This is a genomic window from Pseudarthrobacter sp. NamE5 (genome assembly GCF_005796225.1).
Taxonomy (GTDB): domain Bacteria; phylum Actinomycetota; class Actinomycetes; order Actinomycetales; family Micrococcaceae; genus Arthrobacter.
The window spans coordinates 46,995-71,129 of record NZ_CM016730.1; the positions used below are offsets into that span (position 1 = coordinate 46,995).

The following is a 24,135-nucleotide window of genomic DNA, read 5'->3' on the forward strand; positions in this document are numbered from 1 at the left end:
ACAAAAGAGAATGGCTTGACGGATATAGAAGCATCCAAGACAGACGTCGCCGGCCAGCCTGTCACCAGTCAGGTTTCTTTCAGCAGGGACGACACACACCCTCCAGGCGGGGCGAAGTTTGGGCAGCGACGGAACCGTAGCCAGGAAGCGACTTCTAAGACGCACGGGGGCTTCCAGCCCGGTCACCGGCGGTGACAACCACAAGCTGCAGGGCGGCGCTCATCACCACCCAGTACCACAGGCCCGCGTGATCCAAGCAATGGCACCGGCCGCACATCCGGGCACCACAAACATTCATGATGACGACGAAGGCCGGCACCCGATAGGTGTCGGCCTTCATGTTGCTCGGGGAACTGGGTTCTTTAGCTGCCACCAGGAGTGTCGACGTCCGGGATCTGCCCGGACGCGATGCGCTCTGCGGTCTTCTCATAAGCGGCATCAATGAAGGCTGCGAGGTCATCCTCACGCACCCGCCAGACATTGCGTCCACCAAATTGGGCAGCCCTCAACTCGCCGCTTTTCACCAGCGCATAAATCGACGGCATGCCCAGGTTCAGGACTTCCTGAACCTGTTCAAGGGACAGCATCCTGGGCAACGTCGGCGGTGCCGGGACCTTCCCTTGATTCATTTCTTCGGTCAACCTTCCCATCGCTATGCGTCCTCGTTCCGGTGCTGCATCTCATCCATCGTTCGCTGCCCGCGGCGCAACTCCCCGGCTTTCACTCCAGGCCACGGCTTGCCGCCGTTGTACTTGCGCTGCAGGCGCTTCGCCTCGCGCATGCTCGCCCGGACGATGAAGTCCGAAACACTCGCGTCACCCTCTTCGGTCTTGCCGGCATTCACGAAGGCGGCACGGACTTGCTCGGCCTGCTCCTTGGTGTAGTAGGGCGTGAACGCAGCAATCTTCTTTGGCTTGGCCATCACCACACGCTGGCCTTACTGGACTGCACGGAGCACCGGCGGCCACGGGTGCAGGCTATCCAGGTAGCCCTTCCCCAGCGACATGGACCCGTCCTGATTAAAGCGGACGTCGGAGTGCTGGTGGCTGCCGCCGGCGTGCGCTATGGCAGCAAGCAGGAGGTCGAGATTATCCCGGTCAAGGCCCGGCACAAGATCACCCAGAACTACCGGCACATCCTCGGCCAATGACGCAGCCAGGAGCAGGAAACGACGCTCCCCACCGGAGAGCACACCCGCCTCCTCCGGGATGGCTGTGAAGTCAATCCATGCACTTACCTGGCCGGGGCCTTGCGGCTCGGTGCTGGTGTGCACCCATGGGTTACCGCGGGCGGCAAACTTCCCAACAAAGCCCCGGATCAGCAACTCGGTGGCCGCCTCGATTGTGTACATGCCCCTTGCCCAGGCGCGAAGGTCATCTGCGTGCGTCATGGTGGAATATCCCTTTGCTCGTGGTCCGGGGTAGCTGGCGCTGCCTGTCGGGGCCAGCGTATCTGCTGACCCCGACAGTTGTACTGCTTAGAACGGGGGTTCGGACTCGGGTCCGTTGCCCCAGCCGCCGCCGGCGTTGCTGGTCGCCGGGATGCCCCAAGGGTCATCCTGCGGGGCTGACTGCGAACCCTGGTTGCTGCTTCCCTGGCCGCCGAAACCACCGCCAGCCGGCCCGCCCTGGTTGCTGCGCTGGGAGCGGTTGACCTTGGCATTCGCGTACCGCAGGGACGGGCCGATTTCATCGACTTCGAGTTCGATCACCGTGCGCTTCTCGCCTTCCTTGGTTTCGTAGGAACGGGACTTCAGCCGGCCCGTGACAATCACGCGCATGCCCTTGGCCAGAGATTCGGCCACATTCTCAGCCGCTTCCCGCCACACACTGGCCCGGAGGAAAAGCGTCTCCCCGTCCTTCCACTCATTAGACTGACGTTCGAAAGTCCTGGGCGTTGAAGCGATGGTGAAATTCGCTACCGCCGACCCACTCGGAGTGAAGCGCAACTCTGGATCTGATGTCAGGTTTCCAATGACAGTAATCGTGGTTTCGCCGGCCATGATGCTTCCCTTTCCTCGTGTGCTGGTGATGTTCTCGACGTCCGTTGTGGGTTCGTTCTGAAGTTCGGTCCCACCCGGTTCATCGTGGGTGAGGTCGTTGAGTTGGTACTGGGTCGCAGTGTGTTCATCCCAGAGCCCGCCCTCCCCGATCGGGGCGCGGCTAATCGCCTCAAGGTACCGGTCATCCCCTCCCTTGTCCCGGACGTCGTAGCCGTCGTACAGGTCCTCAACGCAGGGTTCCACAATGGCGGGTTCCACAACGTAGGGGTCCACAACGTCGGGGTAGATCCTGCCGCTGGGGTTGACCTGCCGGAACAGGTCCACCTCCAACGGGATCCGTGGGCTGAGGTTGAACCCGACGACCGGGCGCGGGGTCGGCACGGCCCTCACGCTGCCTTGTGAGTCATGGCTGCGTGGACGAGCTTGTCGCGGCGCAGGCCGGACCAGTGGTCCTGGTCATCGGTGTTGTTCACGACGACCGGTGCCTGGGAGTAGCCGAGTTCGGCGGTGATGTACTCCAGTGCTGCCGGCACTTCGGTAATGTCCACGGCCGTATAGGTGATGCCCCTGGAGTCGAAGTAGTCCTTCGTCTTCTGGCAGTTAGGGCAGTCGGGCTTGGTGTAGACCGTGTAAGCGGTGGGTGAAGCAGTCATTTTCAGCACCTGGTTTCGTATCAAATGAGTTTCGTTCGTCTGGCTGACTTGCTACTTCAATTCTATCAATCATTCAACTGAATGAATAGGGGTTTTACGGCTTATTCTAGGGCTTTTCGGAAACCCTTTGTCTCAGATGGGTTGCTTCCTGCCCCCTGGACCACGGTTACGGGCTGTCGATTTCAAAGCTGATTGCACTTATGGCAGAAGTCCTCTGCACTTCGCCTGGTTGAGAACTACATCCGCCATTGTCAGAAGCTGGCGGGATAAGTTTTGTCACTATGGCACTCACTTCGGCGCAACGATCTGCGCAACGGTCACTTGTCGGTCTCATTCGGGCGGGGAGCGCCGTCGTCAGTCGTAAAGAGGGACTGAGCATTTGGCGTGCGCGAGGTAGCGAGGAATGGCAGGTCAGCGTGGACGAGATCACGAATCATCTTGACGTTCTACAAGTGCCTTACTCAGTTGCTGTTGTCCTGCGGCCGGCGCACGGAAAACAACCCCGACAGGCGGGCTTCTCTGTCCAGGTGGAGTGGGATCGGCTTGACTCCCTAGTGCGTTGGGTTCCTTCGCTCCGCGTGCTCATGGATGCCGTTGATGAGAGCCCTGAGGGCACCAAGTAGAAAGCAGTTTTCATGTCCATGGATAAAAGAGGGCCACAGCTTCGTGAATATCTGAACGATGCCCGAGAAGCAATCCTGTGGAAATGTGAGGGCTTGAGTGATGCCCAGGCGCGCACTCCCCTTACTCCGACAGGCACTCACGTCATGGGCCTACTGCTCCACCTGGCCGTCACCGAATCCCAGTACTTCATCTCGTGTCTTGGACGGGAGATTGAGAACCCCGTTATCCGCAGCATTGTCGAATCCGAGGACCCCCAGGCAGACTTCCTCCCGCCGCCAAATATGACGCTGGCCGATGCTGTTGATATCTATCGGGAGACAACCGTCGCAGCCGATGCCGTGCTGGACGACCTGGAACTGGATTCACCGGCCGTGGTGCAGTGGTGGATAAAGCATCGGCACACTACGGTGGAGCGCCTGCTGGTACATATGATCGCCGAATCTCACCGTCATGCCGGACACTTGGACATCGTCCGCGAGCAGCTGGACGGTTTCATCGGCTTGCGCCCATCCGCTCCGAACATTCCAGACCTCACGCCTGATCAGTGGAAAGAGCAGCGTCTGCGAATGGAAGAGCTAGCCGACGGGGCTTAGGGGACGGTCAGTCATTCTGGGATATCCGGCCGGGCGAACTGGGAACAGGACTTTAGGGCAAACAGACACTCGTTGAGGAGTAACGGACAGCCCCTGATCCGAACCGGTCTTCACAAAGCCCGGAACTCAGCGGAAAGTTGTGCAGTCAGCTTCTGAAAATGACACGGACGGTGAGCCCCGCCGCCGGCTACTGTGGTCATCCCCGCAGGTTCGCCGCGCCGCAGCCCCCCTGTGCCTGAAAAGTCCCCTTGGTCGTCTGGGTGATGGGGGCACCTGGCGGGAATGGCAGCGCTGAATTGGTGTCGTCCCTGCTGAAAAAACCCGACCCCCGCAACGGGTCACCCGCCAACGCAGGGTGTGGACCATGGAGAACGTGCCCGCGCCTGTGCTTCTAGGAGTCCTGGGCCTTTCCTAATACCCAGCGGTTCCACCGGCTGGAGGATCCGGGTGGTGGGCCGAGGGTGCGGATTGCCTTCTTGCACCAGCGGTTGCAGAGGTAATAGTGGGCCGCACCAAGGACAAGGAGGCCGGCCAGGATGATCAGGGACTGATCCTTTGCGGCCTGGTACTCGTAGTATCCGGGCTGGCCGTACGCCAGTTCCCCGGAAACCAATGGGCCGGTCACGGCCAAAAAGTAGTTGAGGGCCAGGCCGAACGGGAACATCAGCAGAAATAGCGGCAAAAGCACCATGGCGAAATATTTGAGCCAAAGTTTGCCGCAGCGTTTGTTCCAGGTCGCCAGCTGCTGTTTCTGGTCGGCATCGATCGCCTGCGCCATACTCTCCCCCAATGAGCGTCTCTTGTGCACAGCTTACGGCCTCGGAACGCCCACCAATTTGAAAAGTAAGCATGCTTTCTATTAGTTTGGTGTCAGCTTCTTCGCCTGTCCCCCCATCTGGCGGAGTGGTTGCCAGGAAAGGCCCCGCTTGTGCCCAGTGCTGCGGGGCTTTTCGCTGTCTGCGCTTGCGCGGCGGCTGTCAGTTAGTTCGGAACGGCAGAGGAGTATGCAATGGCCCAGGGCGATATCGAGACGTACCACCAAGACGGTGCCTGGAAGAACAAGCGCGAAGGCAGCGACCGGCCGTTCGGGACCGGCTACGGGACCAAGGACGAGGCAATAGCCGCCGGCCGGGACGCCGCGAAAGCTGACAAGGTCGAGCACGTCATCAAGAACGAGAACGGCCAAATTGGTGAGAAGAACAGCTACGGCAACGATCCCCGGAACGTGCCGGGCTGATCGAGCGGTGTAGCCGCCCCGTGTGTTTGTGCCGGGGAGACAAGAAGGGCCGGCCCAGTTCAAACGGGCCGGCCCTTCTGCGTTCTCCTCGGCAAAGGAAATCAACGGATTCAGCCTAGCTGAATATTGTCGGTGGTGCCTGCAGCTGCCAGGTAAACGTCGTTGTCCCTGGCAATCGCGGCACCTGGGTGGTGCCTGTGATGGGTGCGTTAATTGGCGGTCCGCCGCTGGTGAGTGGCTGCTGTGGTTCGCCCTGCGCGGCGGACCCCCCGACTTCTGGAAGGTTCCCTGCCCCTCCGTGGCGATTGGCCGGGGTCTTGCCGGGCGGGGTTACCGCCCGGCAAGGGTGTTTTTACGCGGCCGCGTCGTCCTCGGCAGGTTTGAGGCCGTCGAGGATGATCTGCTCAACCTCGCTGGGGGTGTATCTTCTCCGGACTAGTTGCGCCAATCAACTTCCCTTCGCGGCCTTGTCCGTCAGGGGGGTACCCGGCCGAACACGGAACGCACCCCCGTGGAACCGTTTCCGTAAGATTCTCAGGATGCCTCTGCGCCTCCGCCCAATTGCCCTGGCCACCAAAAGTAGTGAAACGGCGCCGAGCACAATGAAAAACCAGCCCATCACATACCAGGTGAACGACCCAGGACCCGTGCCTAACTGGAATACGTTTGGAAACTGCAATAGAGCGAGTCCGAAGATCAAACACGTGATGGAGTAAACGATCCCTTCGATCCAGTTCCTGACTTTTCTATTCTTGGGCGTCGACAACACCAAGTACTGCCGAGATGCTTCATGGCCAGAACGCAGCAAGTCATTCCGAAGATAGGGAGCGTGTGCACTACCGGCGTCACCTGGCCCGAGCTCACCAACAGCCTTCGCTAGGGCGTAGGACTCAGTTGCGATATTGTGCGCCCGTATCCGACCACTTGACTCACGAATCTTCAGGAACAATGTCACCAGTGACACCCCGGGCGCCACGACGGCAGCGGCGATAGTCGGGACGCTCTTCCCAACTTCGTTCCAATCCATTCTTCTTCCTGCCCTATTCATGCCAAGAACGGGGATATAGCGTCTTGGCGCAATATGTTTTCGTAGTCGGGCTGTACAAGCGTAGAGCAGGGAAAGGTCCGCCTTTCTTTGCGTCTTCAGCCATCTAGCTCCACCGATCGCATTGCTGCGGAGACCTTCCCGGCGAAGGACCGGTCTAGTGGCTCTCTTCTAAGCCGCCGGCGCGCTCACCCAGCGATACAGTAAGGGGCGGCGTAGAGACACGCCAACTTGACTGTAGTGGTTTGGGGGAAAAGTGTTTGCTGGAAAGAAGGAACGCAATAAGGGCAGAGTGACCGCTAATTTGGTGGCTCATTGTCTGTGGGCTCTGCTAGGAGCGGCGGTAGCCTTTGCCGTGGCGCTTTATCTTCTCGCCAGCTGGTCCAGTGGTGATTTTTGGCCGTTCGACAACGGTGCGCAGATCCCCTGGGAACCGTTGGCCCGACTAGCCCTTCCCGTCACGGCACTTCTAGGTGGAATCCTGGGTGCAGTTATCGCAGGGCACGGTCAAGCCACTCGTATTGAAGAGCTACGAAATTCACGAGACGCGGACGTAACTGAAAGGTACACGAAGGCAATCGAGCAGCTCGGGAGCACTCAGACTGCCATAAGAGTGGGCGGGATTTTCGCGTTGGAGAGGATCGGACACGACTCCGAACGGGATCGAACGACAGTCGTCAATGTTCTCGCTGCCTCCCTTTTCAGAGAGCTCGACCCGGCAGGTGGAAAGCCTGGTACGCCGGTCGTGATGTCAAAGGCGGAAGAGTCGGCGTTGATGGTCTCGCTGATGCGTCTCCGCAGGCCGGGTGAAAGGGACAAGCTTGGCAGTTACCTGTGGGTCAAACCAAGCTTTGAGAACGCGGACCTACGCGAAGCCTATTTGGCAGACTCCGGCATGTCTCGGTTTCCTCTGATGGACGCCAACCTTTCAAAGGCAGACCTTTCTGGGGCCAGCCTTCGATGGGCATTACTTTTTGGAGCGAACCTCACCAACGCCAACCTGAAGCATGCAGATCTCAGCGAGGCGGACGCTATGGAAGCCGACTTCACAGGCGCTGATCTAACATCCGCCACTTTGAAGGACGCAGATCTGCCAGATACCAAGTTCGACGGAGCCACGTTACGGTCTGCCAACTTACAGGGCGCAAAACTTGAGGGCGCAAGCTTTGTTGGGGCTGATCTCATAGGGGCGGATCTAACAGGCGCGGAACTGACGGGCACAAAGTTTAGCGGTGCAAAGTTGAAGGATGTTCAAATCGACGGGAACACCGCTAACTGTGGGGCCTTCACTCGCGAGCAGCTTCGGGTCATGCAAGTCACGGATGCTGACTCGTCGCCGGCGATCGCCGAATCTAGAAATGCAGCTCAGGATATCGCCGCAGGCAGCTAAGTCCACCCGAGACTCCGGGAGGTTTCTGGCCGGGACGGTGGCGGTTGTCGCCTTGCCGGGCGGTTTCTGCGGCCGCCCGGCAAGGGGATCCTCAGGCGGCAAGAAATCGTGTCAGCGTGTGGGCTGTATCCACAACGAGAAGTGCATGGGATGATTCCAAACCGGCTGGGTGCTGAGCTTTTCCGTGGCCGGACCCCACCTTGTTCCGAAGTTCACCCAGGTTCTGGACTAACGACACTTGACTGCTGATGAGTTTGATAAGCGAGCCGTCCGTTGAACCAAGAGCCTTATCGATACTTTTGTCGGCTAGAAGCGGCCGTAGGGCCTTCCACCAGTCGGTAAGGTCCGGGGTCGCTTTCGTGGGGGCCACGCTGTGCTTCGCTGAGAGCGCTTTGAAGGTCGCCTCAACTATTTCCTTCGAAGCCCCTATTGCGTTTGAGATTTCCGACCGTGTCCGGCGCGTACGCATCTGTCGTAGGTGACCGTCGATGATCGAGTCTGCAACCAACCCGCGCAAATGCGGCCAACCGCCTACGGCATCACGTATGGCCGGCGCAACATCCTCATTTTCGCCAAGATCACGGAGCGACCCTGTGAGCTCGAGGACTCGCGCCCGGATGTCTACGGTGAGTTTGATCAAACTCTGCTCGACTGATCCGGGGTTGGAGCCGCCAGTCGCTACAAGCGGCGGGTCACCGAGGGCTTGGTAGCTCTCGAAACGATCCTGACTGAATATTCGCATCGCCGCATCATTTACGTCCGCGACCCACTTGCTGATTTTTTCGAAGGCGCGATTTTCCTTCTGGTCAATAAGAACCCCCAGGGCGATGTCGTGGTCACGGCGTGCCTCAGCACTGAAGAGTGTTCGAAAGGGCGTGAGGCGTGACGAGCCCTGGATCGTTCCTAGGAGTTCTTCGTTCCGAGCTTCTGCAATCTGCGCTTGACGGAGATAGAAGGGAACAGCCTCATGCAGGAAGACGAGGTGTTGCACGCCCAAGCGGACGAGTGCGCGTATTCGTTTGATGCGATCCTCTAGCAACCAATCATCGTCAATGGTCACGAACCCATCCCGCCAACCACCTTAACCAGCGCCGTCCTTATATTTGTTTTGCTCTGCAATAGTTTCTCTTTCTATCCCTGTCGCGTTCCCGGCATTGCCCGCAATGCAGCCGTATGTCGATCATCCACCCGCGGTAGTCAGAGCGCTCCTACCAACATCGTTCCAATCCACCGTTCTTCCTACCTATCCATGTCAAAACTGCGAACCCACCTTGTTGCATGGTTCCTGCTGTCAGCGCCGATCTAATGCCGACGCCCGTAGGTTTTGGGCCCTCGAGGCGATAAAGAACCATTCTCGGCGCCCAGCCCAAGGCGGCTGATCAGGAATTTCCTCGAAGTCCGCCAGTAGCTGAGCAGAGTTGTGGGTTGGACAGTAGAGGCCTCGATTCGTGAGATACCAGGTGTTCTCGTGATCGAGAAACTCGCTCAAACCGCCTTCCAACGGGGGCGCGCCTTCGGTCTTCATGCGAGATTCTATGGCCGCCTTAACAGCCGTTTCGAAGCGCTGCAGGATCGGTCCCCACTGAATTCTTTCGGCCAAACCTCGCGACCCACTTGAGTTGAGACCTACCGCCAATTCAAGAGCAACATCCTCGAATGTCATGTTAGGCGTCCAAGCAACCTCTGGGGAGGCCCACCAGTCACCGGTAGAAGGCCACGCGGCAATGTGAACTTCGTTCCAGTCGTCGCCTGGCGGTCTCAAGGTGGAAGGGTCGGTCCAGGGCGTCCCATGGGGGTGATGCCAGCTGAATCGGACTCGTAAGTTGCCGATCTCGTCGTCGGCTTCGACCAAGAGTGCATTCTCGTGCAGCGCCCGAAGCGTGGCAGCTTCCTCAAATAGTTTGCTCACACGTTCGTGAGTGAAGTCAGAGCTCAAATCGCTTACTAAGTCGGATTGTTCCTTCAACTTCGCATCGTAACGAGCGTTGATGCGGTCCGCTAAAGTTGCGAACCGGTCTTCAAAATCTTCTTGCACCGCCTCGCGGACCTCGTCTTTGAGCCCTTCTGTAGCGGTTCTGACCGTATCTGTCACGGTGTCCGTAACGTCAGCCTTAACAGCTCTACGGAATTTTGGTTCCAGAAGGAAGAGCACGGCGGCCGAGAAGAACCCGATTCCGAGGTTCGTCAGAATCGATTGAGTGACAGCCAAATCGTCATCACCCATATCCGGAACGAGGCGAGAAACGAAATAGGCCGCGACACCTACCAGGAGACCGCCTGCCGCAAGCAGCGCGACAAGTAGGTAGTGAGTGTTTTTAGGAGCAACTCCTGAATCAGGTACTTGTGACATTCCAGGAACCCTCCTACGGGTTAGCGAAGTTTGCCTAGTTCTTAATAGCGCAGGGGACGGACGCGAACATCCGCCCCCTGCTGACCCGCCCCTGTCCAGGGACGGAACGACCAAGCGTTAGATACCCGGAAGGTCGTCGAGGTTGTTCCGGGAAGTGTTGTCCCGGTCCGTACGCAGATATGGACCGTAGGGTCCGCGCACCACGCGGATCTCTGTGCGGCCGGACTGCCAGGGGACGTAATAGGAGTGTGTCCCTGTCTGGATGTCGTTGATGATCAAGGATGATGAACGCACCGACCACACTGCGCTCGGGTTTCCGAGTGCAGTGATGTCTCCATGCTGATCTTTGCGTGAGTGGGTAACCGGTCGATCTGCCATTTTCGCTCCAAACTATGTGGTCGCAGCTTGTGCTGCTTCAGGGTTTCTTCAACAAACGGCCTGGAAGGCCGGGGATAGGCGCTACTTCGTCCTAATGCGGCGGGTGGTCGTAGTGACCACGATGCGCACTGTGACCGGACCGCGACGCACGGTCTGGGTCCTTCGAATGACTCCCATTGCTGGCTCCTTCCTTGGGATGAACTACCCCGAGGAAGCAGCAACCCTAGCGATTGCAGAAAACTTCGATAAGCTAATAGCTGCTGATGCAAACAGCTAAGCCCCTCGGGGTGAACTGGCTCGACCTGCTCCAACAGGTCGGGCCAGACCTCTATATACCCTGGGCCGTCCTCTTCCACGAGTACACGGCCACCGGGTGAAACCTTTTTATTTACGACTCATCTGCATCCTCTGATTCGTTACCCTCGCTTTTCTTGGAGCGATTGCCGCGAATTTCCGCGCTTTGTCCCTTGAGATCGATGCACAACATGCCGTCTTTCTCGTAGGGTACCCAGCGCCGACTAACAGTCGTGTCTATGTCGTAGTACTGAGTGAAGGCCGTCGCCGACAGGATTGCCTGGCCAGAGCTTCGTTGCGACTGAGGTCGAATGCTATAGGCATGTGGCGAAGGGCCATCAGCTGGCCGGATGGCGATGATCCGTTCTTCGCGGTCGTACAAAAGCTCGACCAATTCAGCAGAACCGATCATCTCGTGCGCAACCTTGTTGATGGACAGGATGCCCCGCTTTTGGATGGTGACACTTGGTGCTTTGGAGACTGGCACCAGTCGCTTGTCGAACAACTCGAAGCCCATCTAGCTCACCAACCCCTTCTGTTTCTCAGCCTGCATGACTTGAGCGTACACGATCTGAAGTGTCCTGTCATTGCTTCCATCGTTTTTGTGAACACGTACCCGAAGTCGGCGGCATCGTTTGGGTGAAAAGTGAACATTCACTTGTCATCGGGTGCTTGCAATACCTGCCAACCGGTGCCAAACGTTCCGTGTTGCACATGCGCAAGTCTGTGCATGAAAAAGCGCTCACGTTTCACGCGCGCGCACCAAAATGAGTGCGCCACTTGTCATTGGGTGCGTGTAGTACATGCCAAACGTTCCGTGTTGCACATGCGCAAGTCTGTGCATGAAAAAGCGCCCACGTTTCACGCGCGCGCACCAAAATGAGTGCGTCACTTGTCAGTGGGTGCGTGTATTACCTGCCAACCGGCGCCAAACGTTCCGTGTTGCACATTCGCAAGTCTGTGCCTGAAAAAGCGCTAACGTTTCACGCGCGCGCACCAAAACGAGTGCGTCACGTGTCAGCGGGTGTATGCAAACCGAGCTAACTTTCCTGCAGCTCATAAGCAGGCCCTACGCATGGATGAGCGCGCTCCTGCTTCACCCGCCAACACATGAGCGCGTCCCTATGCGGCCTGCTGCTGTCCCCCGATGGAGCATCCTCAAGACTTAAACACCTCGGGCATCCCCAGTGATACCGGCCGACCCATCTGAGTCAGCTTTTCCCTCGCTGCATTCAAACTAATTTCTATACCTTCGAGCTCACCGTGCCATCCCCGTTCTTCGGCCTCAACTTTGCGGCATTCAAGGGCTTCAACAAGTTCTTCAAGGCGTGGACGTTGTGTTGGATCAGGACGCAGCATTGGGCATCGGATGCACGCATGTTCATGCACGCATCGTGTTCCGTAAGCCCTCCCGCAGCTGCCGAGTTCGACCTTCCTCTTTTTGAAGTGTTCGTGGAACTCGCTTATTTCTGCGTCCGTCGGTTCGAGATAATCGTCGGTTGGACGAAGTGACCTGCGCCTATCAAGGAAGCTGCGGAAGTTACGGAGGGTTTCCTCGTCATGGATGGCTGCATATCCCTGAGTTGTGGAGATGTTCTGATGGCCCATGAGCTTGGCGAGGATGTGTATGGGCAGCCCTGCAGATAAGGCCGACGTGGCGAAGAGCCTTCGAAAGTCGTGTGGGGTGAATTTGTAGTCGTTCCCATTCTCGTCTTTGAGGCCGGCCCTGCTGATCGCGTCCTTGATGGTGATCCTGACCCAGGCGGGTGACATGGTTCGGCGTTCGCTTCCGGTGTGTAACTGGAATAGGTGCGGTAGGGGCGGGCTGTAGACGCGCTCGGCTTCGTCATAGCGGACGGCCGGGGGAACGCGTCCGTCGGCGGTGGTAATCCGCCTCTTCACGAGGGCGAAGACATGGGCGAGTTCGGGAGAGATGAGGAGTATTCGTTCCCTGTCGGTTTTTGACGGGACGATCTGAAGAAGGGGAAGCGCCTCCCCGGTCTCGGGCAGTCGGTAAATGGAGAACGCATGAGTGGTGATCTCGACCAGTTCCTCGATCCTTACTCCTGTCTCGCTCAGTGTATTAATCAGAGCCCAACTCCAGAAGCAGTTGTCCTCGAGTTGAGTCAGGTCAAAGCGGCGTTCATAGGGGCCACCAATGACCCAGACGCGGCCTGATCCTCGCGGCGCGTTGATCGTTCGCCGCCTCAGCTCGATGCGGCGGTAGGTGATTCCTTGATGTTCGAATTCCTCTCCTTGATCAACGGCTGTTCCTGCGGCTAATAGTGCTTGAGCATCCTTGAGTTCCTGGGCGGCGCTGGTCAGCAACTTCGGCAGAATCGGACTGAGGTCTCGGATTCTTTGATGGATTCGGGCTTGATTCCGACGCTTATGTTTGGTCGCCCCGGAGGTATCTTCCCGCGTCAGGAATGAAGGGGCGGCCCATTGGGCCCAGTAGGCGTCGTCGGTGGCCCAGGATGCGATGTCCAAGTAAAGGCCTCTAACGATAAACAGCGTGCGGTGCTTGGTCGAGATGGATCCGTGCGTGAATCGGCTGAGCCACGCTCGGCCTTCTTCGAAGCTGATACGCAGGCTGTTAGCTTGGGGGTTGTGAGCTTCAATATCGAGCCAGAAGTTCTTGACGAGTTCGTAGACCATCCAGCGAAGGGTGGAGTAGTCCACCGAGGGTTCTCGAATTTGGAGGTACCGCACCAGCATGTCCCTTACCTGTTGGTTTCGGATGCCGTAGGAGTCGACCATTTCGGACACGGAGGGCCGTCGGCCGGCGACTGCCTGCAATAGTCCTGGTGTGGTGGAGCCAAAGATCCCGAGATCTTTCAGCGCGGCCCAGGCATAGGTGAGCCCGTCCGGTGTCTTGCCCCGGCCGATCTGGTAATCCCGGAATCACAGCAGATGTTCCGGTCGTAGCTCCTGCAAGTGCGCGCCGGTGTGGGCCAGTACTTTCGTCATGACCGTGAGGCCGTTTTCGATGTTTGAAGGTCTCACCTGTAGCCCTAGCCCATGTTCAGTCATCTGAGTGAAGAAGTCCGGATGCCTGTTCAAGCGAATTCGGCGGAGCCTTGGTGATCCTTCTCGAAGCCAGGTGTAACTGGGGCGGATCGCATCCAGCGCTATGAGGTCTGCGATTCCGTTCGCGGATTCGAAGGCTGCCCGGTTAAGATAGATCCCTTTCCAGGGGCTGCCGAGCCGGTCTTTCCAGTCACGGCCAGGGTCTTGGCAGCCAGCGTTTTGCCACCGTTGCTGCCATGTTTGCCCCTCGAATTCACTCAACGCTTTCAGAATGACCCTGACGCCCCGGACAGTAACCGCATCGGCGCCAGTGAGGCTTTTGGCGCGTTCAATTAGCTCGTCCTGGGCTATCGAGGAGAGGCGTGGCATACAGTCTTGCGGCTCGACTTCCGGCGTTGGAGGAGCTGTGGGGACAGGCGATGAGGGGATGTAATCGCGAACTATTGCCACTGGCTGCCTCCAAAAAGTTCGGTCATGTCTGCAGCCGAGTACGGCGATGGACGATCAGGAGGGGTCACGGGACTCCGCTTCGCTGCCGCTCGCGAGATGAAATGCTGATTCACCCGTTCGATGACTTCGTCCTCGCGGAGCCGTAAGTAGTTCTCAGTTGTGGTGATGTGGACGTGTCCGAGAACCGCCTGGATATCCGTAAGGGAGACGTTCGGATCTCGTGCCATGCGGATGGCAGCTGTGTGACGGAAGTCGTGGAGGGTCCAGTTAGCACCCAGAACAGTATTCACACGCCGAAGAATGCCTCTGGCGGCTTCGTAGTTCAGCGGCCGGTAGGGCTTTCGTAAAGTCCACCAGGCGGCGGACCCTGCCTGGATGAGATCTTCGGGCAGCGAGTCCTGGTAAAGCCGAAACCACGTGAAGGCCTCGTTAGACGCGGGGATCCGCTGGACCGCCCCGGAACCCTTGCGCACGACGGAGATGCATTGTTGCCCCACATCGACCATGCCGTTGGTTAGTCCGACAAGCTCCGAGGGTCTGGCGGCGCTGGAGACGTAAAAGGCGACCAAGGCTCTGTCCCTGTCCGTGCCGAGCCTGGTGAACAGGTCCTCGAAGGCCTGATCAGGAATGGAGCGGGGCGCCTGGACGGGAACTTTTTGGCGGTAGTCAGCTCGAGGTCCCTGTCGGTATTCCTCTTCTGGGTTGTGGTGCGCCCCAAAACGACCGTACTGTCCCGCCCGCTCCGGCACGGGATTCCGCAATGGCCCGGTCAATGCTCTTCGGTGGAAGTCATAGAACGCGAAGAGCACTGACAGGTTGTGATTGATAGTTCGTGGCGAGTATTGGGCGCTCAAATAGGGCTTGCCCGACACTTCGTTAACAGCCGGCACCGGCCGCCGTGGCCGCGCCGGCTTCTTCGTCGATGCCCGAAGCATTGCCACAAATTCCCGTATGTCATCGCGGGTCACGCGGTTCCATTCCTTGCCGGAACCCCATAAAAAGCGGAACCACCTTAAAAGGTCCCGCGCATAAGACTCCACACTCGACGAGCTCACCCCCCGTGCCCAGAAATCCTGCAAATACCGCTCCACACTGGGCACGCGCGCATCATCACGGTCCAACATTTTCCAATACGGAGACACTGGCAAGGCTCTAACCCTGCCATCGGATGGGAGGTCACCCACGATGCCCTGATTCTGAATACCCATACTGCAGCCTCCGTTGGCCCAGTCGTCCGAGGCCAGCAACCTCAGGGTCTGACAGATCCTTACTTCACGAGGATCATGCTGCCGCGGAGCACTGACATTTCATTACCTCCGGGCTGCAGTGTCTTAGTCCCCGTGATCCGTTTGCCTACGCCAGGGAGGAGACGCCTGCCTTAGTCCGGTCAACATATCCCCACGTGACCAGCTGGTTCAGGTAGTCCCGGTGCGTCCGGCTCGGTGACCGCCACGAGTCTTTGGCGATGGTCTTCTCATACCCTGCGCAGACCAGCGCGATCAGGGAGAACTCGGGCCGTGCTTCGGTTTTGGCGACGTGGTCACGCAGCGGGTTCCATCCCCACCGGTTGGCCTCTTCAACCTTGGCACCGACCATTTCAGCGGCGACTTTCCCGTCGTAGCCGCTGGCGGTTTCGGAGTGGTGGGTGATGGCGTGGACGGTGAAGTACTGCCAGCCCTTCGGTGCCTGCTTCCTGGCCAGCAGGGTCTTGACGAATTCGCGGCGGACCTTGGTCGCGGACTCCATGGCCTTGTTGTTGGCGATCAGGGTCTTCCGCTCGGCCTTCTGTTCCTCAGTCATGGGGCCTTTCTGGGCCTGCGTCCCGCCGTCGTAGCGTTCATACTTCGGGGTGAAGCCCAGTTCCTTCCAGTCGCTGATAACAGGTTCGGCCCTGTGCTCACCCCGGTAGTTGGTGCTGATTACGTAGGCGTTGGCGTCCTCGTCGGTTGCCGGTTCACCGTCTGCCCGCTTGGCCGCTGAGACGTACAGGTTCTCCTCGTCGGCGTAGTGCCCGGCGTCCTCGACGATGGCCTTGCCCTGGGCAATGAGTTTCTCGATCAGCGCGGCGAGCTGGGCCTTGGATTCGCGGTCGTCCCGGAGCTTTTGGGCAATGTGGTCAAAGTACTGTGGCTCGTCCCGGATGACTGATTCCAGTTCATCCACCGCGTCCTGGTCCCCTTCGAACTCAGCCATTACCAGCGCCATGTCGAGGGTGTAGCCGCTCTCGAGGGCCTTGGTTCCGGTGGTGGAGGCCTTGGCTTTGAGCGCGTTTTCGACCTTGTCCTTCGTCCGGCCCGTCTTCTTGGCGATCGCGGCCGCCGAGACGCCGATCAGGGACAGCTGGTGGTAGGCGTCGGCCTCGTCCGCTTCGGTCAGTTCGGCGCGCTGGATGTTCTCCACGACCTGCGTGACGATGCGCACGGCTTCCTCAGGCGAGTCGATGATCAGGACCGGGATGAGGGGCCGTTCGGCTTCGACGGCGGCGCGGGTGCGGCGCTGGCCCATCAGGACGTGCACGGTGCCGTCGTCCTTACGGTGTGCGATCACTGGTTCCATCACGCCGTGTTCTTTGATGCTGGCGATGAAGTCAGCAGTCAGGGCGGCGTCCTTTCGGACATTGACGTCCACGGTCAGGGTTGCCGGATCGAGCATTTCAAGCGTGGGTGTTGCGTTCATGGTGTTGTTCCTTCTTGCCGAGAAGTTGGGTGGGTGGGGCGACCAAGGGTGACCGGCCAGCTTCCCCTCTCCCCGACGCTTCTATGTCTGTCAAGCGGGCGGAAAGCGGGTGCGGGCACGGACTAAGTTGTCGCCTGGGGCGGCTATGGTGACCGGCCAGCGTCCCCTCTCCCCCGTTGTTTTGGCTGCTGGCGAAGCTTGCGGAGCTGTGGCCGAGGAGGCCTGTCTACCCGTAAGGGCAAGGGGCGGGAAATTCCCGGAGGAAATCAGCGACGAAGGAGCGCCGCAGGGAAATTCCCGTCACGCAGGCCCCGACGAAGGAGGGGCTAGACGGGCCGGAGCGGACACGTACAATCCGTCAGGACAGCAGCCAAAACGTCGTAGACAGAATAGGGCCAGGGACGGCGGAGCCCTGCGGAGCCGGCACTGGACCCCACAGCCGGCCGCGCCAGCGGACGCCCATCACCTGGTTTGAAGCGCAGCGCAAACCAGGGCGAGGCCCGACGAGCCTGCATCAACTCAGCCCGTGGTTCACCGTGCGAGGATGATGTCGTGCCAGCCAGTGACCCTATCCCTTACGCCTTCCGAGCCACCGCTTACTTTCGTACCTCAAGGTGGTTACGCCGCCAGGTCCGGGCCTTCCGCTATGACGTTCTGTGGCCGGATGGCCATGTCGAACGGGACGTCGACCTGGTCAAGGTGATGTATAGGCGAGCTCCAGGAGACTATGAAGTGACAAAGCGAGTCATGATGGCTGAGACCCCGGAGGTAGGCACCGGTCCGTGGATTGCGTACGCCTACGGGAGCCCGGTTGAGGGACCTGCCTGAAGCGCGTCCTGTCCTTGTTGTTGAGTAGGGTGAGGGATGAGTGATCCGGTCCCGCGTCCCGGCCGTCCTCCCCGCGTACTGCGGATCCTGACTGTGGTGTTCACGGTTGCCGCGGTCGGATCGCTGGTATTAGTGGCCCTGGACCTGATCGTCGGCCGCCCAGCTGCGGGCGATGCATTTATCGCGTTCCTCAACAGTCTTGCGGCCGCAGCGTTATGGCGGCTTGGTTCTGCAACGCGGCGGACGTGACGCACCGCAGGCCCCGACGAAGGAGGGGCTGGACGGGCCGAAGCGGAACGTACAATCCGTCAGGACAGCAGCCAAAAAACGTCGTAGACAACCAGGTTCAGGGGGTCCTGAGTTCTGCGACGGCGCACCCTGGACCCAACAGCCGACCGCGCCAGCGGACGCCCTTTCAGCGGTTAAAGGGTTGAGGCCGGCCCGTTGGGGCCGGCCTCAGTTTTTCCCTCAGCAAAAGGAAAACCAGTGCTGCAGCGTCATCGCTGCATCAAGTTATAGGTCCAGTGGGGATTTCTCCCAGGAGATGTCGACGATGGGGGCGCCTGGCTGGGGCATGGTCAGCATCGAGAGCTCGAGGATGTCCTGGGCCTGGGTGGCGTCGACTGGTGCGGCGTCGTCGGCGGTCAGGATGTACTCGTGGCTCATGTGCTGCCCCTCGTCTTCCTTTTCCACTGTAGCCCGGCGTCCGGCCGTTTCCCGTTTGTGGTGCTGCGCCCGCGGCAGCGTGATCGGCGGCCGGAGGAGCGCATGCGGGGGAGGCCGCCCCGCACCCAAGGGGGCGGACCGTAGTCCCGGCCCGGCCCCCACCCTTCTAGCGGTGCCGTTTGTAGGCGGTGTCCTGGTTCTTGGCAACGGGGGCGATGGTTCCCCGGCTCACCAGCTGGTCCATCAGTTCCGCGAGCCTATAGCCAGGTGTATCAGCCAAAGCAAGCTGGAAGTGGTCCGCAGCTACTGACGACTGGCCTTTGAGGTACGCCAGCCACCCGATCAGGGTCAGCAGGGGCGCCCGGTAGCCTTCCGGCGCGGCGTCGATGAGGTCCCGGGCGGTGTCCTGCGCCCGGTCCACGCGGTCCCAGTCCGGGCTAATCCCCTCCCCCATGAGCAGGTTTCCGCTTTCCTCGGCGTTCGGCAGGTCCGGGTCGATCACGTTGCAGAACAATGTGTCGCGCAGGTCCGGGCGCTGGAAGCACGCGAGCAGCTCCACGGCCGTTGCGTGGTCCATCCATCCGTCCCGGGTCAGGGCCTCGGCCAACAGTTCCCGGCCCGGGGCCAGCTCTGCGCCGAGCACTCCCGGGAGCGCGTTACGGATTTCCTCCTCCCTGTCTGCAGGGCCTGCGAACGGCGCGTAGTTGGTGCCGGGTGTCTTTTGGTAGCTGCTGCCGCGGAACACCAGCTCGGCGTTCAGTTGCCCGTCGGTGATGGATTCCAGTGATTCGGGCGGGCAGCACCCGGCGTCGCTATCGCACAGCAAGTTTTGCCAGTGCGACGGGGTGACCAGCCACGCGTCCTGCAGCGGCGTACCTGCGCTGTCCAGCGCGTCGATGACGGCCTCGACGTGGTCGTGGAAGGGGCGCGGCTGCCCGAGCGCCGGGGTGCTGGCCGTATAAATGGCCAGCAGTACCGCGGTGGCCTGGGTGTCCAGTGCGAGGTATTCCCGCATGGAGCGGGCGAAACCGGTGGGTTCGGCGGCTGCGGGGGCGTCGACGCGCAGTGTCGCGCCCAGCGTCTTGCCCCGCATGGTCAGGAACACAAAGGATTCACGCGGGACGAACCCGAGGGAGTGCGGGATGAAACCGAGGATGTCGGCGGGGCTGGAGATGCGGATTGCGTCGTTCATGTTGAAAGTCCTTTGCTGAGGATGAGGGTGGGTGGGGCGGCTATGGTGACCGGCCAGCGTCCCCTCTCCCCCGTTGTTTTGGCTGCTGGCGAAGCTTGCGGAGCTGTGGCCGAGGAGGCCTGTCTACCCGTAAGGGCAAGGGGCGGGAAATTCCCGGAGGAAATCAGCGACGAAGGAGCGCCGCAGGGAAATTCCCGTCACGCAGGCCCCGACGAAGGAGGGGCTAGACGGGCCGGAGCGGACACGTACAATCCGTCAGGACAGCAGCCAAAACGTCGTAGACAGAATAGGGCCAGGGACGGCGGAGCCCTGCGGAGCCGGCACTGGACCCCACAGCCGGCCGCGCCAGCGGACGCCCTTCCCGGTGAGCTCTGCGAACCATCCATCAGCACCCCGGCTCCGCCTTCGGCATCGCTGACTCCGGCGGGCCGCGCTCCCCCGGTTTCCGGCACTGCGCGTGCCGATGGCGGTCCGCCGCTCCGAACCACGACGGGAGCCGCCACGACGGCGGACCGCCCGCGGTGACCGCCCCCGCAACGGGACGGCCACCTGAAGAGCCTAGGCTGCGAGGAGTTCGGCCAGTTCGGCCGCATCGGACACCAACACCGCCCCGCCTTCCTTCAGTAGCCGGTGACATCCTGTGGAGTTGGCGCTGTGCACGCTTCCCGGGACCGCCGCGACGTGCCGGGCAATGGTTTCCGCGTGATGAGCGGTGTTCAACGCCCCTGAGCGCCAGCGGGCTTCAACGACACAAGTGACCCCTGCGAGGGCGGCAATGATGCGGTTCCTCTGCAGGAACCTGTACCGGGTCGGGGCGGAGCCGGGCGGGAGCTCTGAGAGCATCAAGCCGTTACCGCGGATCGCGGCCGCGAGGTCAGCGTTGCCGGACGGGTAGTCGCGGTCCAGTCCTCCGGCGAGGACGGCGATGGTGGCCAGGCCGTGGCCGGCGCTTCCGGCCAGTGCTGCGCGGTGGGCGTGGGCGTCGATGCCGTAGGCGAATCCGGCAATGACGCAGATGCCGCGCTGGGCAAGGCTGTAGGCGAGGTCCCCTGTGACTGCGGCGCCGTAGCTCGTGCAGTCCCGTGATCCTGCCAGTGCCGCGCAGCTGGAGGGATCGGGGATTCCGTTGCCGATGTTGCCCCGGTACCAGAGGCCCAGGGGTGCGTCCGGGAGGTCGTCCAGGCCGGTGGGCCAGTGCTCATCGCCGGGGATCAGGAAGCCGCCGCCCAGGCGTTCGATGGTGGCCAGATCCTTCTCCGGGGCCAGGTCCGGCACGCGGGGTGCCCAGCGTTTCAGTGCGGCCGCCAGTTCCTCGGGCGTCACGTCCGGGAGGGTGTGAGCGGGTTGGGCTCCGGTGGCGAGCCGCAGCGTGGCGTACGCGCCGAGCCTGCCCACAAGGGTTCGGCCAACCGTGTCGTTAGGTTCAAACAGGCGGGTCAGGGCTGCGCGTGCAATGCGATCATTCATGGTTTCTCTCATCCTTTGCTGAGGATCCGGTGAGTGGGGCGGCCTTTGTGACCAACCAGCTTCCCCTCTCCCCCGGGCGTTTTTTGCCTGCTGGCGGAGCATCGCGGAGCTGTGCCCGACGGAGCCGGGGCAACCCGAAGGGCAAGCAGCGGATGGGTTGTGGGAGGAAATAAGCGAAGCGCCGACACAAGGCATCGGCTGCGCAGCCGTCCGCAGGACGGTTGAGCCGGTGGAGCGGGCACGTACGATCCGCAGGACAGCAGCAAAAAACAGAAAAACGCTTCTACAGTCCGAGCGAAGCGAGGTCCGTGCGGTAGACCTGGGGGCTGGGTAAGCGAGGCCGGAAACCGAAGTCCGAAGAAGCGCGTCGTTTCCGGGGCTAGTTTGTGGTGCTATCGCGGGCGGCGCGGGCTTGCTGGTGGCGGTAAAGCGTTGCGCGGCTCCAGCCAACGAGACGGGCAGCGTCCTCGGCGGTGCGGCCCTTGGCGCGGGCATCCTGGGCGATCGCAAGTTTGTCAGCGATGACGGCGGGGTCGGACAGCGGCCGGCCGAACCGTGTGCCGTTTTGTCGTGCTGCCGCAATGCCGGCATTGACCCGCTCAAGGATGAGCTCGCGCTCATACTCGGCAAGGGTTGCAAGCATGTTCAACATCAACCGGCCAGTCGAGGTTGCAGGATCGATGCCATCGGAGATGGATCGGACGTGAACGCCGCGGCCGCGCAGCAGGGCCACCGTGTTCAGCACATCGATCAGCGACCGGCCAAGCCGGTCGACCCGCCACACAACAACGGTGTCCCCCGCCTCCGCGTACTCGAGGAGCTTTTTCATTCCAGGACGCTCGATCGCCGTCTTGCTTCCGGAAGTCACATCCGCGAAGACATCGCGTTTCTGCATACCAGCAGCAACCAGCGCATCCAGCTGCAGCTGAGCGTCCTGGCTGGAAGTACTGACCCGGGTGTAACCCAGCAGCCTCACGAGACAATTCTGACTCGAAAACCCCCTGATGAACCCGCGGCGAGACAATTTACTGCGAGACGCCTTTCCGAGACGTCGAGCACCAGCCATTTCCACCCGCTCGCGCGGCCACCGACTGGCCTCCCGAAGACCGGGATCAGTGTCTTGAAAAGCTGTTGTTTTTCAAGACACTAGCCAACGTCAAAAGGTATTGTCCAGGACTCTGCAGGAGATCTGTGTCTGTGCAGGTCACTCGACTATTCGCTCGTCGAGACGTCTCGTTCCCAAGGGCTTCGAGGCAAATTCGCGTGTAGCGTTTAGGGCACCTTCACCGGGCATTTTTGCGGGCGGGGTATACGGGACACCCTCAACATCGGCTTTGCGAAGCCGCAGGTCAGCACCGGGTTGTCCCGATAGAGGACCGGCTTACGGGCACCTTGAAGGAGCCTCGACGCAGTTGCGCGCCTAAGATCCTTTTATGACGATTCCGGACCATTTCTGCAGCTCATGAGGGAAATAGCCATCGGTCACAAGGGAACGCTCCTCCTCCGTATCGACCAGGGAGAGCGCAATCCTGACGGGACATCCGATTACCTCATGATCACAGCCAAACTAGACGGGCTTCGCGCCGTCAAAAGGGTCTATGACTTCGACCGGTGGTCTCGTCTTCTTTCCTTTTTCGAGGAACTCGAAGCTGATTGGCGGGGCTGGGATGGCCACCGACGATTTGACTCCCTGGAGGGAGATTTCCGGCTCGCCGCCCAGCACGATGGGCACATTCGTTTCTTCGTCGAACTGGACGCCTTCGAACTGTTGGAGCCTTGGTCCGCCAAGGGTGAGTTCGTTCTGGATCCCGGTGAAGAGCTGGCAGCTACGGTGGAGGCGCTTAGGGCCCTACTGGCAGTGCGGTAGAGGATCCGCTTACTGACAGCTAGCGGCGCCACATAGTGCCGTGCAAACCCCGCCATATATCGCGAGAGCTACAGCTAAAGTCCCGCAGATTTCCCGAAGCGCCTAGCGTCGTACTGTTCTAAGCTGACGTCAGCACCAGGAAATGATTTCCCATTATCCTAGCTAGGGGCTGGTATGCAGAAGTTAGCTGAGATGTCATGGCCTCAGGCCGTGCTTCTTTTGGTTATCGCTGGAACGATCCTCTTTGTACCGGAACCGGGGCCGTTGAGAATTGCACTTGGTCTTGTTCTCGTCGCCTTCGTCGGGGTCGCTTCGTTGGCTAAATTCCACGCTCGCGGCCGGACAACAATGAGAAATCGTGGAAACGGCGCGGACAACCCCTAACTGAGCCCGCTGGCTGCGCGGCGTCCGGTGAGGGATCCCCTTACGGGACAGCTAAAGCCCTGCCCTACTCTTCACCAGATGTGTCTCCAAACCTCTGTGCCTCAAACGCTAGCGTTTCAACACAGGCCCCTCATGGTCCGGCTCAAATCAGTGTTCGTCTCCGTGCTCCTTTGAGGCCGGTAGAGTGCGTCCATGACATTGGGGGATGCCACGCCGAACACTGACCGCCGTCCGTGGACTTTCGCCGCGGTCTGCGTCATGGTCCCCGCACTGACTCTGATGGTGTTCAACCTGGCCGATCCAGTGATCCAGCTGCTGCCCTGGTACGCGGGCACCTACCTGCTGATTGCAGCCTGCATCTTTGCCCGACAAGAAGGCTCCCGTCGCGGCGGCAGGCCGTGGCGTTCCTGCTTCCCGGCGCCCTGCTCGTGCCGCTGGCGCTCACGAACGTTGGCTGGTGGTGCGGTGGCTGGCTGCTCGGGCTCCCGGCCTGGGGCCTGCTGCTGAGTCGGTGGACACAGGAGAACCCGCTGCCGGCAGTGCAGGTGCTGAAATTCCTGGGGCTGTTGCTGCTGGGCATGACGATTTACACGCTGAACATCATCTACCCGATCCCCAGCTTGGGCCTGTTCCTGCTCCCAATCATTCCCCTGGCCCGGCTGGCCTACCCCGAGTACCGGGCCAGACCGCAGCAGGCGGCCGTGGAGGTCGTTCTGGCCATGGCTGCCGTCGTGGTTGCCTTTGCTATTCCCACCCCCGAAGGTTCATGGTCCTCGCCCTGGACCTACGCGGGTGGGGCCGCGACAGCTGGACTTATGATCGCCTATTGGGCCTGGAGACTCCCCCGCCGTTCGCGGCGTCGGCAGATCAATAACGGAGCCATCGTTTAGCCCCTTCTTAAAGGGAATCGTCGAGGCTCTGTCTCATTACATGTGTCTCGAATCCCTAGGGATTCGAGGCACTCATCTCTTATAGGTAGCCGAAGCTTCGACGCATCAAGTAACAAACA

The 24,135-nt window shown here is 60.4% G+C and carries 24 protein-coding genes; 6 read left to right on the plus strand and 18 right to left on the minus strand.

The genetic code is table 11. The features are described from left to right. Positions 1–362 precede the first annotated feature (362 nt). From FDW84_RS00220 to FDW84_RS00240, 5 genes are all read right to left on the minus strand, one after another. Positions 363–629, minus strand: a complete 267-nt coding sequence (locus FDW84_RS00220) for a helix-turn-helix domain-containing protein (protein ID WP_371419114.1) — start codon at positions 627–629, stop codon at positions 363–365. Positions 630–652: 23 nt separating this feature from the next. After that, entirely contained in the window at positions 653–922 is a 270-nt protein-coding gene (locus tag FDW84_RS00225; RefSeq protein ID WP_138605408.1) for a ParB family protein, read from the minus strand. Positions 923–937: 15 nt separating this feature from the next. After that, positions 938–1,390: a hypothetical protein gene (locus tag FDW84_RS00230; protein WP_138605410.1), complete on the minus strand. Its 453-nt coding sequence runs from the start codon at positions 1,388–1,390 to the stop codon at positions 938–940. 87 nt (positions 1,391–1,477) lie between these two features. Beyond that, positions 1,478–2,383, minus strand: coding sequence for a single-stranded DNA-binding protein (locus tag FDW84_RS00235; RefSeq protein WP_138605412.1), 906 nt, complete (start codon positions 2,381–2,383; stop codon positions 1,478–1,480). Between the two features lie 5 nt (positions 2,384–2,388). After that, positions 2,389–2,655 carry a glutaredoxin family protein gene (locus tag FDW84_RS00240; RefSeq protein WP_138605414.1) on the minus strand — a complete coding sequence of 89 codons (267 nt, stop codon included), beginning with the start codon at positions 2,653–2,655 and terminating at the stop codon, positions 2,389–2,391. A gap of 635 nt (positions 2,656–3,290) precedes the next feature. Here FDW84_RS00240 and FDW84_RS00245 point away from each other — a divergent pair. After that, a complete protein-coding gene (locus tag FDW84_RS00245) occupies positions 3,291–3,872 on the plus strand; it encodes a DinB family protein (protein ID WP_138605416.1) in 582 nt (193 codons plus the stop codon). A 391-nt stretch (positions 3,873–4,263) separates the two neighbouring features. Here the strand turns inward: FDW84_RS00245 and FDW84_RS00250 are convergent, their stop codons facing one another. Beyond that, on the minus strand, positions 4,264–4,650 hold the full coding sequence (locus tag FDW84_RS00250; RefSeq protein ID WP_138605418.1) for a hypothetical protein: 387 nt from the start codon (positions 4,648–4,650) through the stop codon (positions 4,264–4,266). A 231-nt stretch (positions 4,651–4,881) separates the two neighbouring features. Here FDW84_RS00250 and FDW84_RS00255 point away from each other — a divergent pair, with 231 nt between their 5' ends. Together FDW84_RS00255 and FDW84_RS00260 are read left to right on the plus strand one after the other, a co-directional pair. Continuing rightward, positions 4,882–5,109 carry a DUF2188 domain-containing protein gene (locus FDW84_RS00255; protein WP_138605420.1) on the plus strand — a complete coding sequence of 76 codons (228 nt, stop codon included), beginning with the start codon at positions 4,882–4,884 and terminating at the stop codon, positions 5,107–5,109. Between the two features lie 1,400 nt (positions 5,110–6,509). Then, on the plus strand, positions 6,510–7,544 hold the full coding sequence (locus FDW84_RS00260) for a pentapeptide repeat-containing protein (protein WP_138605422.1): 1,035 nt from the start codon (positions 6,510–6,512) through the stop codon (positions 7,542–7,544). Between the two features lie 91 nt (positions 7,545–7,635). Here the strand turns inward: FDW84_RS00260 and FDW84_RS00265 are convergent, their stop codons facing one another. The 8 genes from FDW84_RS00265 to FDW84_RS00300 all read right to left on the minus strand — a co-directional run bounded on the left by FDW84_RS00265 (position 7,636) and on the right by FDW84_RS00300 (position 16,722). Next, positions 7,636–8,604, minus strand: a complete 969-nt coding sequence (locus FDW84_RS00265; RefSeq protein WP_138605424.1) for an abortive infection family protein — start codon at positions 8,602–8,604, stop codon at positions 7,636–7,638. 231 nt (positions 8,605–8,835) lie between these two features. Next, positions 8,836–9,894, minus strand: a complete 1,059-nt coding sequence (locus FDW84_RS00270) for a hypothetical protein (protein ID WP_138605426.1) — start codon at positions 9,892–9,894, stop codon at positions 8,836–8,838. A 117-nt stretch (positions 9,895–10,011) separates the two neighbouring features. Then, positions 10,012–10,272: a DUF3892 domain-containing protein gene (locus FDW84_RS00275; RefSeq protein ID WP_138605428.1), complete on the minus strand. Its 261-nt coding sequence runs from the start codon at positions 10,270–10,272 to the stop codon at positions 10,012–10,014. A gap of 388 nt (positions 10,273–10,660) precedes the next feature. Continuing rightward, positions 10,661–11,083 carry a hypothetical protein gene (locus tag FDW84_RS00280; protein ID WP_138605430.1) on the minus strand — a complete coding sequence of 141 codons (423 nt, stop codon included), beginning with the start codon at positions 11,081–11,083 and terminating at the stop codon, positions 10,661–10,663. 641 nt (positions 11,084–11,724) lie between these two features. Continuing rightward, a complete protein-coding gene (locus tag FDW84_RS00285; RefSeq protein WP_171046577.1) occupies positions 11,725–13,224 on the minus strand; it encodes a tyrosine-type recombinase/integrase in 1,500 nt (499 codons plus the stop codon). Positions 13,225–13,470: 246 nt separating this feature from the next. Then, a complete protein-coding gene (locus FDW84_RS00290) occupies positions 13,471–13,965 on the minus strand; it encodes a hypothetical protein (RefSeq protein WP_138605434.1) in 495 nt (164 codons plus the stop codon). A gap of 71 nt (positions 13,966–14,036) precedes the next feature. After that, complete coding sequence (locus tag FDW84_RS00295; RefSeq protein ID WP_138605436.1) at positions 14,037–15,254, minus strand: tyrosine-type recombinase/integrase; 1,218 nt, start codon at positions 15,252–15,254, stop codon at positions 14,037–14,039. 145 nt (positions 15,255–15,399) lie between these two features. Further along, a complete protein-coding gene (locus FDW84_RS00300; RefSeq protein ID WP_138605438.1) occupies positions 15,400–16,722 on the minus strand; it encodes a ParB/RepB/Spo0J family partition protein in 1,323 nt (440 codons plus the stop codon). Between the two features lie 864 nt (positions 16,723–17,586). On the opposite strand from FDW84_RS00300, the gene FDW84_RS00305 reads away from it, so the two are divergent. Then, positions 17,587–17,799 (plus strand): hypothetical protein, encoded by a 213-nt coding sequence (locus FDW84_RS00305; RefSeq protein ID WP_205754706.1) that lies wholly within the window; start codon positions 17,587–17,589, stop codon positions 17,797–17,799. 264 nt (positions 17,800–18,063) lie between these two features. Here FDW84_RS00305 and FDW84_RS19120 read toward each other — a convergent pair whose 3' ends face one another. From FDW84_RS19120 to FDW84_RS00320, 4 genes are all read right to left on the minus strand, one after another. Further along, complete coding sequence (locus FDW84_RS19120; RefSeq protein WP_171046578.1) at positions 18,064–18,216, minus strand: hypothetical protein; 153 nt, start codon at positions 18,214–18,216, stop codon at positions 18,064–18,066. A 166-nt stretch (positions 18,217–18,382) separates the two neighbouring features. Beyond that, complete coding sequence (locus tag FDW84_RS00310) at positions 18,383–19,408, minus strand: DUF4192 domain-containing protein (protein WP_138605441.1); 1,026 nt, start codon at positions 19,406–19,408, stop codon at positions 18,383–18,385. 558 nt (positions 19,409–19,966) lie between these two features. Beyond that, a complete protein-coding gene (dprA, locus tag FDW84_RS00315) occupies positions 19,967–20,875 on the minus strand; it encodes a DNA-processing protein DprA (RefSeq protein ID WP_138605443.1) in 909 nt (302 codons plus the stop codon). A 379-nt stretch (positions 20,876–21,254) separates the two neighbouring features. Further along, positions 21,255–21,851, minus strand: coding sequence for a recombinase family protein (locus tag FDW84_RS00320; protein ID WP_138605445.1), 597 nt, complete (start codon positions 21,849–21,851; stop codon positions 21,255–21,257). Positions 21,852–22,337: 486 nt separating this feature from the next. On the opposite strand from FDW84_RS00320, the gene FDW84_RS00325 reads away from it, so the two are divergent. Continuing rightward, on the plus strand, positions 22,338–22,742 hold the full coding sequence (locus FDW84_RS00325; protein WP_138605448.1) for a DUF6228 family protein: 405 nt from the start codon (positions 22,338–22,340) through the stop codon (positions 22,740–22,742). 782 nt (positions 22,743–23,524) lie between these two features. Then, positions 23,525–24,016, plus strand: coding sequence for a hypothetical protein (locus tag FDW84_RS00330; RefSeq protein WP_138605450.1), 492 nt, complete (start codon positions 23,525–23,527; stop codon positions 24,014–24,016). The last annotated feature ends 119 nt before the right edge of the window (positions 24,017–24,135 follow it).

Excerpts from the sequence above, each read along its gene's own strand:
- dprA (WP_138605443.1), bottom strand. The coding sequence starts at position 20,875 with ATGAATGATCGCATTGCACGCGCAGCCCTGACCCGCCTGTTTGAACCT.
- FDW84_RS00285 (WP_171046577.1), bottom strand. The coding sequence starts at position 13,224 with ATGGTCTACGAACTCGTCAAGAACTTCTGGCTCGATATTGAAGCTCAC.
- FDW84_RS00290 (WP_138605434.1), bottom strand. The coding sequence starts at position 13,965 with ATGCCACGCCTCTCCTCGATAGCCCAGGACGAGCTAATTGAACGCGCC.
- FDW84_RS19120 (WP_171046578.1), bottom strand. The coding sequence starts at position 18,216 with ATGAGCCACGAGTACATCCTGACCGCCGACGACGCCGCACCAGTCGAC.
- FDW84_RS00275 (WP_138605428.1), bottom strand. The coding sequence starts at position 10,272 with ATGGCAGATCGACCGGTTACCCACTCACGCAAAGATCAGCATGGAGAC.
- FDW84_RS00250 (WP_138605418.1), bottom strand. The coding sequence starts at position 4,650 with ATGGCGCAGGCGATCGATGCCGACCAGAAACAGCAGCTGGCGACCTGG.
- FDW84_RS00295 (WP_138605436.1), bottom strand. The coding sequence starts at position 15,254 with ATGGGTATTCAGAATCAGGGCATCGTGGGTGACCTCCCATCCGATGGC.
- FDW84_RS00270 (WP_138605426.1), bottom strand. The coding sequence starts at position 9,894 with ATGTCACAAGTACCTGATTCAGGAGTTGCTCCTAAAAACACTCACTAC.
- FDW84_RS00220 (WP_371419114.1), bottom strand. The coding sequence starts at position 629 with ATGAATCAAGGGAAGGTCCCGGCACCGCCGACGTTGCCCAGGATGCTG.
- FDW84_RS00310 (WP_138605441.1), bottom strand. The coding sequence starts at position 19,408 with ATGAACGACGCAATCCGCATCTCCAGCCCCGCCGACATCCTCGGTTTC.
- FDW84_RS00280 (WP_138605430.1), bottom strand. The coding sequence starts at position 11,083 with ATGGGCTTCGAGTTGTTCGACAAGCGACTGGTGCCAGTCTCCAAAGCA.
- FDW84_RS00255 (WP_138605420.1), top strand. The coding sequence starts at position 4,882 with ATGGCCCAGGGCGATATCGAGACGTACCACCAAGACGGTGCCTGGAAG.
- FDW84_RS00230 (WP_138605410.1), bottom strand. The coding sequence starts at position 1,390 with ATGACGCACGCAGATGACCTTCGCGCCTGGGCAAGGGGCATGTACACA.
- FDW84_RS00240 (WP_138605414.1), bottom strand. The coding sequence starts at position 2,655 with ATGACTGCTTCACCCACCGCTTACACGGTCTACACCAAGCCCGACTGC.
- FDW84_RS00325 (WP_138605448.1), top strand. The coding sequence starts at position 22,338 with ATGAGGGAAATAGCCATCGGTCACAAGGGAACGCTCCTCCTCCGTATC.
- FDW84_RS00300 (WP_138605438.1), bottom strand. The coding sequence starts at position 16,722 with ATGAACGCAACACCCACGCTTGAAATGCTCGATCCGGCAACCCTGACC.
- FDW84_RS00245 (WP_138605416.1), top strand. The coding sequence starts at position 3,291 with ATGTCCATGGATAAAAGAGGGCCACAGCTTCGTGAATATCTGAACGAT.
- FDW84_RS00305 (WP_205754706.1), top strand. The coding sequence starts at position 17,587 with ATGAGTGATCCGGTCCCGCGTCCCGGCCGTCCTCCCCGCGTACTGCGG.
- FDW84_RS00225 (WP_138605408.1), bottom strand. The coding sequence starts at position 922 with ATGGCCAAGCCAAAGAAGATTGCTGCGTTCACGCCCTACTACACCAAG.